The sequence below is a fragment of the Streptomyces sp. NPDC007346 genome (genome assembly GCF_040703535.1).
Lineage (GTDB): Bacteria > Actinomycetota > Actinomycetes > Streptomycetales > Streptomycetaceae > Streptomyces.
The window spans coordinates 1-9,009 of sequence record NZ_JBEYKR010000211.1; the positions used below are offsets into that span (position 1 = coordinate 1).

At 72.9% G+C, this 9,009-nt stretch carries 9 protein-coding genes and 2 pseudogenes; 2 read left to right on the forward strand and 9 right to left on the reverse strand.

Annotated elements, in window-relative coordinates; genetic code table 11:
* Positions 1-106 precede the first annotated feature (106 nt).
* From AB0917_RS32090 to AB0917_RS32100, 3 genes and pseudogenes are all read right to left on the reverse strand, one after another.
* A complete protein-coding gene (locus tag AB0917_RS32090; RefSeq protein WP_366823232.1) occupies positions 107-541 on the reverse strand; it encodes a DUF2267 domain-containing protein in 435 nt (144 codons plus the stop codon).
* A 145-nt stretch (positions 542-686) separates the two neighbouring features.
* Positions 687-794, reverse strand: a pseudogene (locus tag AB0917_RS32095) (DUF2267 domain-containing protein); the annotation flags it as partial.
* A gap of 121 nt (positions 795-915) precedes the next feature.
* Complete coding sequence (locus AB0917_RS32100; RefSeq protein ID WP_366823233.1) at positions 916-1,347, reverse strand: Hsp20/alpha crystallin family protein; 432 nt, start codon at positions 1,345-1,347, stop codon at positions 916-918.
* Between the two features lie 137 nt (positions 1,348-1,484).
* Here AB0917_RS32100 and AB0917_RS32105 point away from each other — a divergent pair, with 137 nt between their 5' ends.
* Positions 1,485-2,150 (forward strand): HSP18 transcriptional regulator, encoded by a 666-nt coding sequence (locus tag AB0917_RS32105; RefSeq protein ID WP_366823234.1) that lies wholly within the window; start codon positions 1,485-1,487, stop codon positions 2,148-2,150.
* Positions 2,151-2,204: 54 nt separating this feature from the next.
* Here AB0917_RS32105 and AB0917_RS32110 read toward each other — a convergent pair whose 3' ends face one another.
* Together AB0917_RS32110 and AB0917_RS32115 are read right to left on the reverse strand one after the other, a co-directional pair.
* Positions 2,205-2,990 (reverse strand): SAM-dependent methyltransferase, encoded by a 786-nt coding sequence (locus tag AB0917_RS32110; RefSeq protein WP_366823235.1) that lies wholly within the window; start codon positions 2,988-2,990, stop codon positions 2,205-2,207.
* A 240-nt stretch (positions 2,991-3,230) separates the two neighbouring features.
* Complete coding sequence (locus AB0917_RS32115) at positions 3,231-3,704, reverse strand: carboxymuconolactone decarboxylase family protein (RefSeq protein ID WP_366823236.1); 474 nt, start codon at positions 3,702-3,704, stop codon at positions 3,231-3,233.
* Positions 3,705-3,893: 189 nt separating this feature from the next.
* On the opposite strand from AB0917_RS32115, the gene proP reads away from it, so the two are divergent.
* Positions 3,894-5,399 carry a glycine betaine/L-proline transporter ProP gene (gene proP, locus AB0917_RS32120; protein WP_366823239.1) on the forward strand — a complete coding sequence of 502 codons (1,506 nt, stop codon included), beginning with the start codon at positions 3,894-3,896 and terminating at the stop codon, positions 5,397-5,399.
* Between the two features lie 26 nt (positions 5,400-5,425).
* Here the strand turns inward: proP and AB0917_RS32125 are convergent, their stop codons facing one another.
* The 4 genes and pseudogenes from AB0917_RS32125 to AB0917_RS32140 form a co-directional block, all read right to left on the reverse strand.
* The gene (locus AB0917_RS32125; protein WP_366823237.1) at positions 5,426-5,908 is read right to left on the reverse strand and encodes an NUDIX domain-containing protein; all 483 of its coding nucleotides are present in this window, start codon (positions 5,906-5,908) and stop codon (positions 5,426-5,428) included.
* Between the two features lie 30 nt (positions 5,909-5,938).
* Complete coding sequence (gene lnt, locus AB0917_RS32130) at positions 5,939-7,531, reverse strand: apolipoprotein N-acyltransferase (RefSeq protein ID WP_366823240.1); 1,593 nt, start codon at positions 7,529-7,531, stop codon at positions 5,939-5,941.
* 182 nt (positions 7,532-7,713) lie between these two features.
* The gene (locus tag AB0917_RS32135) at positions 7,714-8,298 is read right to left on the reverse strand and encodes a hypothetical protein (protein ID WP_366823238.1); all 585 of its coding nucleotides are present in this window, start codon (positions 8,296-8,298) and stop codon (positions 7,714-7,716) included.
* A 48-nt stretch (positions 8,299-8,346) separates the two neighbouring features.
* Positions 8,347-8,916: pseudogene (locus AB0917_RS32140) on the reverse strand (aspartate/glutamate racemase family protein); the annotation flags it as partial.
* Between the last annotated feature and the right edge of the window lie 93 nt (positions 8,917-9,009).

The window sequence follows — 9,009 nt, forward strand, 5'->3', positions numbered from 1 at the left end:
AACGCTATCGAAGACCTGCTGCTGGTTCGCAGTCGTGAAGACGAACTGGTGATCTGCCGCGGCTTCGTGCGCAAGGAACACTATCTGCGCGTGGGGGCCGGTGTTCTCAGGCCGCCGTGGTGAGCTGTGCGCGGCCGAAGAGCAGGGCGTAGCCGGTCGGCAGGGCCTCGATGATCCGCGTGACGAGGGCCGGGTCCATCAGTGCGCCGACCGCGGTCAGCACGGTGCCCGCGTCCCAGCGGGCGGTGGCCGCGGTGCCGCCGGTCCGCGCGGCCAGGTCGTCCACGAAGTGGGCGGCCGGGGACGGGGCGATGCCGGGGGCCGCGGCGGTGAACACCAGGGCGGCCTCCCTGGGGAGCGCGGCGGCGAAGGTGACCCGCTCCTCGCCGGTGATCTGGGCTCCGAGCCCGCCCAGTACGGCACAGAGGGCCTCTTCGGCCCGCTCCCTGGTGGGGTAGGCACCCTCGTATCTGATCTTCTCCAGCAGCCGGTCGAACGTCATGGCCTTCGGGGCGGCGATGGTCCGAGGCTCAGGAATCATGGCGGCGGCAGCCCTTCTCGTCGTACTGCGGTGTCGGTCGTCTCGGGTACTGCGGGTCGGTCGTCTCTGGCTTCTGCTCCGAAAGGGCCGCCGTACACCCCCTGGGGGGTACGGCGGCCGATCAGGGCGGCTGCGGATGGCCGAAGCCGAGAAGGGCCGGCACGACGCGCGCGGCGCGCTCGGCCTCTTCCCGGTTCTCGTACGTGCCGCGTTCCTGGACCCGGTCCAAGAACGCCTCCCATCGCGGGGTCACGGTGACCGCTCCCTCGGGCTGTCCCCCCTCGGGTGAGGACGGGCGCCTGGCCGGAAGGGAAGGAGGGAGGGAAGGAAGGGGAGATCCGGCCCGGTTCCCGTCATGGAGACGGGCGTCGGGTTCAGCCCTTGATCTGCTTGCGCGCGGAGTCGCCGCCGATGGAGATCTTGCGGGGCTTGGCCCGCTCGGCGATCGGGATGCGCAGGGTCAGTACGCCCGCGTCGTAGTCGGCCGCGATGCGCTCGGTGTCCAGGGTGTCCGCCAGGACGATCTGCCGGGAGAACACGCCCAGCGGACGCTCGGAGAGCTCCATCTGCACGTCGTCGGTGTCGACGGCCGGCCGGCGCTCGGCCCGGACGGTCAGCATGTTGCGCTCGACGTCGATGTCGATCGCGTCCGGCGAGACACCGGGAAGATCGAAGGCCACCACGTACTCCTCGCCCTCGCGGTACGCGTCCATCGGCATCGCCGAGGGCCGCGACCAGGTGCCGGGGCGCAGGATCTGCTCGGTGATCCGGTCGAGTTCACGGAAGGGGTCGGTACGCATGAGCATGGCGGAAACACCTCCAGTCGGTCGGGCGGTAGCCCGCACGTTTCACCTGAATCCGTTGTAGCATGTCATCCATTCGATGACAAATGAAATGTCACCGGAAGGACGACAGCAACGACGGGATCAACGGAGGAGTCACCGTGCCAGCAGCGGAGCAGCCCGATCCGGGCGCCGTCTCCCTCCTCGCCGCCGCGGCGGCGCTGGGGGTCATCGACGACGCGGTCCGTGGTGCCCGGACCGCCACGGCGGACCAGGCCGACGATGTGGAGGGCGGCCAGGACCGGGCCCAGGCACTGGCCTCGCTCCAGCTGCTGCGGGAGGTGCGGGAGCGGCTCGCGGGCTGGGAGAGCGGGCTGATCGAGGCCGCCCGCGCGGCCGGAGCCAGCTGGGCCGAGCTGGCCGACCCGCTCGGGGTCGCCAGCCGGCAGGCGGCCGAGCGGCGCTATCTGCGGCTGCGCCCCGGCTCCCTGGGTTCCACCGGGGAGCAGCGGGTCAAGGCCACCCGGGACCGGCGTGCGGCCGACCGGACGATCACCACCTGGGCCAGACAGAACGCGTCGGACCTGCGCTCGCTCGCCGGTCAGGTCACCGCTCTGAGCGGCCTGCCCTCCCCCGCGGATTCCGCGCTGGACCACCTGCGCCAGGCCCTCGCCGCGGACGACGCCGCCCTCCTCGTCGACCCGCTGGTGGCGGTCCGGCCGCATCTGCCGTCCGGGCAGCGGCAACTGGCCGACCGGATCGACTCGCTGACCCGCCGCACCGGCGAGCTGCGCGAGGACACCGCGGCCCGGCGGCAGAACGGCTGAGCGGCGGGGACTCCCCTGGAGCCCCCGCCGCCCGGTTGTGCCCCGGTCGCCGCCCTACGGCTTGCGGGCCACCAGCCCCCACTGGTCGACCAGCACCGGGTCGTCCTCCTCCGGGCGCCACAGCGCGATCGACAGGAAGCCCGGCTCGATGATCTCCAGGCCCTCGGCGCAGGCGGTGATCTCCTCCGGCTCACGTACCAGGTACGGGGGGTTCTCGCCGGAGTCGTACGCCTCCTGCGCGGCCAGCGTCTGCGGCGTCTTCACCGTGTCGCAGAGCACCAGGTAGCTGCCCGAGGGCATCCGGGCCATGTACTGCTGGACGACCTTGATGCCGTCGGCCGGGGTCAGGTGCCCCAGCGTCGACAGCAGCAGCACGGCGACCGGCTGGGACAGGTCGAGCGTCTTCGCCGCCTCGTCCACCACCTTGTCCGTCTCGGACAGGTCGGCGTCCACGTACTCCGTCCGGCCCTCCGGGGCGCTGGTCAGCAGGGCGTGGGCGTGGGCGAGGACGATGGGGTCGTTGTCCACGTAGACGATCCGCGCCTCGGGCGCGACGCCCTGGGCCACCTCGTGGGTGCTGTTCGCCACCGGCAGGCCGGTGCCCACGTCCAGGAACTGACGGACGCCCAGCGAGGCGAGGTGCCGGATCGCGCGGGACTGGAACGCGCGGGAGGCACGTGCGATGTCGACCATCTGCGGGTAGGCCGCGCTCACCGCGTCGGCCAGCTCGCGGTCCACGGGATAGTTGTCCTTGCCACCCAGCCAGGCGTTCCACACCCTCGCCGAGTGCGGGACGTCGGAGCGGATCCTGCGGCGGAACTCAACGTCGTCGACGCTCATGTCTCTCCTCTACTCACTGTCCGTGCAAGGCCGTTGACCGCATAACCGCCGGTGGGAGCCTTGAGCTGACGGTACATCGCCATCCTGGTCCCCGCTGGACCGCCTCCCCTTCCGGACAGGTCCGCAACCTCCGCGACGGCCCCGGCGCTTCGGCCGCCGGGGCCGCCTCCGCCAGGTCCAGCCGGACGAGCCGGGTGTCCGAGCGCGGCCCGGCACGGCGGACGGCCTCCCGCGCGCCGGTCAGCCGAACTGGCCCGCCTCGTAGCCGCCCCCGGGCTGCCGGCTGATGACGTTCAGCCGGTTGAAGGCGTTGATGAGGGCGATCAGGGCGACCAGCGCGACGAGCTGCTCCTCGTCGTAGTGCTCGGCGGCCCGCGCCCAGACCTCGTCCGGGACCCCGCCGGCCGCGTCCGCGATGCGGGTGCCCTCCTCCGTCAGCTCCAGGGCGGCGCGCTCGGCGTCGGTGAAGACCGTGGCGTCCCGCCATGCCGCGACCAGGTTGAGGCGCAGTGACGTCTCACCAGCGGCCTCGGCCTCCTTGGTGTGCATGTCGGTGCAGAAGCCGCAGCCGTTGATCTGACTGGCACGGATCTTCACCAGCTCCTGCGTCGTGGCGGGCAGCCCCGTCTCCGAGACCGCCCGGTTCGCCGCGGTGAGGTTCTTCAGGACCGTGCCTGCGGCCTGGCTGCCGAGCACGTTCAAACGGGCGTTCATCTTCAGGCTCCTCCGTCGCTGTCGGTGCCTCCATCCTCATGACGAGCGGGTTCCCCCCGGTGCGACACGCGGGTCCGTCACACCGGTGGCGGGTCACCCGTGCGGGCCGCCCGGGAGGCCGGGTGCGGGCGGCCGGCCAAGAATCGTAAGGTGCCGCGCCGAGGGAACGACAACGCCGCAGTGGAACGGATGGTCCGTACGGTCATCCGGCGACGGAAGAGGTCGCTGCGCGAACAGGACGTCACCGTCACCGACCCGCCGAAGGTGCGCCGGGCCGTCACGGCGGCCGCCCTCGGCAACACCATGGAGTGGTTCGACTTCGGCGTCTACGCCTACCTGGCCGGAACGCTCGGCAAGGTGTTCTTCCCCTCCAGCTCCCCGGGCGCCCAGGTGGTCTCCACCTTCGCGACCTTCGCCGCGGCCTTCCTGGTGCGCCCGCTCGGCGGACTGGTCTTCGGGCCGCTGGGCGACCGCGTGGGGCGGCAGAAGGTCCTGGCGCTCACCATGATCATGATGGCGGCCAGTACGTTCGCCGTCGGCTTCCTGCCCACGTACGCGGCGATCGGCTTCGCCGCCCCGCTCCTGCTGCTGGTCTGCCGTCTGGTGCAGGGCTTCTCGACCGGCGGGGAGTACGCGGGCGCCACCACGTACATCGCCGAGTACGCCCCCGACAAGCGGCGCGGCTTCCTCGGCAGCTGGCTCGACTTCGGCACGTTCGTCGGCTACTCGCTCGGCTCCGGCCTGGTCACCGTGCTCACCGCCGTCCTCGGCACCGACGGGATGACCGACTGGGGCTGGCGCATCCCGTTCTTCGTCGCGGGCCCGATGGGCCTGATCGGGCTCTACATGCGGCTCAAGCTGGAGGAGACCCCGGCGTTCCAGCGCGAGGAGGAGGCCCAGGCGCAGGCGCAGGCGCGCAAGGAGAACGATCCGGTGGAGGAGGCGCGCCAGTCCGGGAAGGGAAGGCTCAAGGAGATCTTCACCCGCCACTGGCAGGCGGTCCTCATCTGCATGGGTCTGGTGCTGCTCTACAACGTCACCAACTACACGGTGACGTCCTACCTGCCGACCTACATGTCCCAGACGCTCGGCGAGCCGGACACCACGTCCCAGCTGCTCGTCCTGGGCACGATGCTGCTGGTGGTGCTGACCATCACGACGGTCGGCCGCACCTCGGACCGCTGGGGCCGCAGACCGGTGTTCATGGCGGGCAGCGTGGCCCTGATCGCGCTGGCCGCACCGGCGTTCCTGCTGATCAGGCAGGGCGGGATCCTGCTGCCCGCCCTGGGCTGCGCGGTGCTGGGGCTGCTTCTGGTCTGCTTCGCGGGGACGGCGGCCTCGACGCTGCCCGCCCTGTTCCCGACCCGGCTGCGGTACGGCGCGCTGTCGATCGCCTTCAACATCTCCGTCTCGCTCTTCGGCGGCACCACGCCTCTGTTCGTCTCCGGGCTCGTGGAGGCCACCGGCAACGAGATGGTGCCCGCCTACTACCTGATGGCGGCCGGGGTGATCGGCCTGGTGGCCACCTTCTTCCTCCACGAGACGGCCGGGCAGCCGCTGCGCGGTTCGGGGCCGATGGTGGAGACGCCTCAGCAGGCCCGGCGGCTCGTGGCGCAGAGCCGTACGACCGCGGGCCGGCAGGCACGGGACGTCTGGCTGCGGGTGCGCCATCTGTGGCGGGGGCCGGACGGGTAGGGCGTGACAGGGGTACGCGCGTCGGGTCAGGCCTCGACCGAGGTACGCCGGAACCAGGCCGGGCCCTCGGTGAGCGCCTGCTTGATCCGGAAGAGGGCGAACTCGGCGAGCGGCGGCAGCCCGTCCAGCGGGAACCAGCCCACCTCCAGCGACTCGTCGTCGTTGACCCGGGCCTCGCCGCCGGTCGCCCGGCAGCGGAAGGTGATGTCGAGGTACTGGCAGCGGTCGCCGTTGGCGTACTGCACGGGCTGGAGCGCCTGGGTCAGGACCAGCCGCTCGGCCACGCAGTGCACCCCGGTCTCCTCCAGCACCTCGCGCTCCGCCGTCAGCGCGGGCTCCTCGCCCGGCTCGGAGATGCCGCCGATGACCGACCACTTCCCGGTGTCCGCGCGTCGCCCCAGCAGCACCCTGCCCTCGTCGTCGAAGACGATGGCGGTCACCCCGGGCAGCAGGAGCAGCTGGTGTCCGGCGGTGGCGCGGATGGTGCGGATGAAGTCGGGAGTCGCCATGGGTCCGAGCCTACGTGGCCGGGTACGGGGCTACCGCGCGGTCCCCCGCTCCTTCCGAGCCCGTACCGCTGTCACCGTCACCCAGCCCAGGCCCGCCACGGCCAGCAGGGCGATGAGGGCCTCCGGCAGCGGGCCCATCCGGGTGGCCGGGGTGAGGGAGGAGCGCAGCGGGACCTCGGCGACCAGCGCGTCGGGGGTGAACATGCCGCTCTTCTCGACGATCGTGCCGTCGGGCCGGATGACCGCGCTGACGCCGCTGGTGACCGGGACGACGACGGCGCGCCCGTGTTCGACGGCCCGCACCTGGGACATCGCGAGCTGCTGGTAGGTCATCTCGCTGCGGCCGAAGGTCGCGTTGTTGCTCGGCACGGCGATCATCTGGCCGCCGTGGAGCACGGTGTCGCGGGCGGCGTCGTCGAAGGCGGCCTCGTAGCAGGTCACCAGTCCCACCTTCGTACCAGCGAGGTCGAAGACGCCGACCTTCGTGCCGGGGACGAACTCGCGCTGCACCCGGTCGACGTCCTCGCTGAAGAACCGGGCGACCTTCCGCATCGGCATGTACTCGCCGAACGGCTGGATGTGCCGCTTGTCGTAGGTGTCGACGGGGCCCTGGTCCGGGTCCCACTCGATCAGGGTGTTGCGCAGGCTCTCCGAGCCCTTCTCGACCACCGAGCCGACGACGGTGGGGGCGCCGATCGCCTTGACCGCGTCGTCGATGACCTGGCGGGCGTCGGCGTTGAGGTAGGGGTCGAGGTCGGAGGAGTTCTCCGGCCAGAGGACGAAGTCGGGCTGCTTCGCCTTCCCCGCCCTGACCTCGTCGGCGAGCTGGGTGGTGCGCTTGGCGTGGTTGTCCAGGACGGCGCGGCGCTGGGCGTTGAAGTCGAGGCCGAGGCGGGGCACGTTGCCCTGGATCGCGGCGACCGTGGCGGTGCCGTCCTCGGCGGAACCGTCGACCAGCGGGAGCGCGGCGAGCGCCGCCACCACCGGGACGAGAACGCAGCCGGCCGCCCCGGCGACCGCCGCGCGGGGAATCTCCCCGGTGGAGCGGTACGTACGGAAGCGGCGCGCGGCCTCGTACAGCCCGAAGCCGCACAGCACGACGGCGAAGGAGAGCAGCGGGGTGCCGCCCAGCGCGGCGAGCGGCAGGAACGCGCTCTCCGCCTGGCCGAAGGCGATCTTGCCCCAGGGGAAGCCGCCGAACGGGATCCGGGCGCGGACCGCCTCGTCCAGGGTCCAGACCGCGGCCGCCCATACGGGCCAGTACGCGAGCCGGGTCACGGCGGCGATCCCGAGGCAGCCCACCGCGATGAAGAGCGCCTCGACGGTGGCGAGGGCGAGCCACGGGACCGGGCCGACGTCCTCGCCGGTCCAGCGGAGCAGCGGGAGCATGAAGCCGAGCCCGGAGAGCAGGCCGAGGCCGAAGGCGGCGCGCATCCCGCGCCCGTGCAGGACCCAGCCGAGCAGGGCGAAGCCGGGCAGGACGAGCCACCAGAACGGCCGGGGCGGGAAGCTCGCGTAGAGCAGCACTCCGGAGAGGATGGCGGCGGCCGGGCGCAGGAGCCGCGGCGGCGGTCCGGCGGTCGGAGGGGCCGGCGCGGGCCGCGGGTCGTCGACGGGGGTCATAGTGGCGCTCACCCGGCGGAGTCTACGGTGAGCGGCTGTGTACGGGGGTGCTGGCCCGGGGCCGCCGGGGGTCTTCCCCGCCTCCGCGTGGTCGGTCGGCGGCCGGTGGCTCCGCGTGTGTCGATCAGCGGCTGCTGGCTCCGGGGGAGTCGGTCGGCGGCCGGTGGTTCCACGTGAGCCGGTCAGCCTCCTGCGGCTCCGCGTGGCCGGTCCCCGTCCCGCTCCGCCGCGGCGGTCAGGTGCAGGCGTTGGCGGATGAACCGTACGGCGCTCTCCGCGTCGTCCACCGTGACCGTGAAGGTGCCTCCGTCACCGAGCCGGAGGGCCATGCCCTCGCCCTTGCGCACGACGACGGCGGTGCCCTGCGCGGGGCGCCAGCGGTAGCCCCAGCCGCCCCACTGGCGCGGGTTGACCTGCGGGACGTACTCCGCGCCGACCACATGGGCGAGCAGGATCCTGCGGCGCGGCAGCCCGGCGTGGCCGCAGCGGACCTCCAGGGCGTCCCCGTCGACCTTCACGGCCACATGGACGAAGGCGAGCGTCCCGAAGAGGATGAGTAGTCCGGCGGCGAGGCAGCCGATGACGGACATCAGCAGCGGGGCGAACCCGGAGGACCAGGGCGAGCCGACGGCCAGCTCGATGCCCAGAGCCATGCAGCCCGCGCCCGCGAGGGCCAGGAGCCACTGGATGCGGTTGGTCGCGCGGCCGGTCCAGACGGTGGACGGTGCCTGCGTCGAGCCGTGCGCGCTCTCGGGGTGGTCCGTCATGTTCAGCAGCGTACCCACGTTCGGGCCGGCCGGCCCGGGGCCGCGGCCTCAGCGGGCGGGGGCGGCGGCCTGGAGGGCGCGGCCCTCCGCGTAGGCCAGGGCGGGCCCCGGCAGGGCGCCGGGGTGTCCGGCGAGCAGGACGGTGAGCGTGCCGGAGGGTTCGGCCGTCGGAGCGGCCTCGGCGCCGATCCGGCGCAGCGCCTGGGCGGCAACGGCCCCGGCGGAGCCGTGCAGGACGAGCGGCGGGTGGCCGGGCTGCTGGACGGCGGCGCGGATGCGGGTGGCGACCAGCTCGTAGTGGGTGCAGCCGAGCACCACGGCCCGTACGCCCGGCGGAGTGAGAGCCGCCGCGGCGGCCACGGCGCGGTCGATGCCGGCCTCGTCGCCGTGCTCGATGGCGTCGGCCAGTCCGGGGCACGGAACCTCGGTGACGTCGACGGCTCCGGCGAACTCGGCGATCAGCCCGCGCTGGTAGGGGCTGCCGGTGGTGGCCGGGGTGGCCCAGATGGCCACCGGCCCCCCGCCCGCCGCGGCGGGCTTGATGGCCGGGACGGTGCCGATGACCGGCAGCGCGGGCTCCAGCGCGGCGCGGAGCGCGGGCAGCGCGTGGACGGAGGCCCAGCGCCAGTGGCCGAGGGCTGTCGATGTTCAGGGTGGCGCCGGCCTGTGCGGTGTTGAGCAGGGTCACCAACGAGCGGAACAAGGCCGGCT